We start from the raw sequence: 594 nt of genomic DNA, 5'->3' as shown, positions 1-594 counted from the left end.
CATTCGTGTCTCCACCGCAGCTTGAGTTAAAACCTTTACCGGCTAACCTCAAGTATGCCTTCTTAGATGATAATAAGACCTTGCCTGTGATTATATCATCTCTTTTAAATATAGAACAGGAAGGTAACCTTTTGACGGTTTTAAGGAAGCACAAACTAGCCATAGGATGGACAGTTGCCGATCTGAAAGGAATTGACCCATCAATCTGTCAGCACCGTATTCATCTAGAGGAAGGAGCAAACCCGTCTAGGGATGCCCAACGTAAGCTAAATCCAAACATGAAGGAGGTTGTTAAAAAGGAAGTGTTGAAATTACTTGATGCGGGTATCATTTACCCAATATCAGATAGTGAGTGGGTTTCACCTACTCAACTGGTTCCTAAAAAGTCTGGCATCACAGTGATAGCCAATGACGAGGGTATTCTAGTCCCCACAAGGGCTACCACTGGATGGAGAGTCTGCATTGATTACAGAAAACTGAACTCCAAGACTAGGAAAGACCACTTCCCCCTTCCCTATATTGACCAGATTCTTGAGAGGCTTTCAGGGCAGAGTTTTTACTGTTTCTTAGATGGATATTCGGGGTATAATCAAA

1 protein-coding gene is annotated in these 594 nt (G+C 42.6%); it reads left to right on the top strand.

Translation table 11 applies throughout. The annotated features are described in order from the left end of the window. Nucleotides 1-594: RNA-dependent RNA polymerase family protein (locus HLA95_RS27770; RefSeq protein WP_222185210.1), on the top strand; the 594-nt coding region annotated here is incomplete at both ends.

The organism is Geminicoccus harenae (assembly GCF_019800005.1).
Lineage (GTDB): Bacteria > Pseudomonadota > Alphaproteobacteria > Geminicoccales > Geminicoccaceae > Geminicoccus > Geminicoccus harenae.
This window is presented reverse-complemented; position numbering and strand designations above follow the sequence as displayed.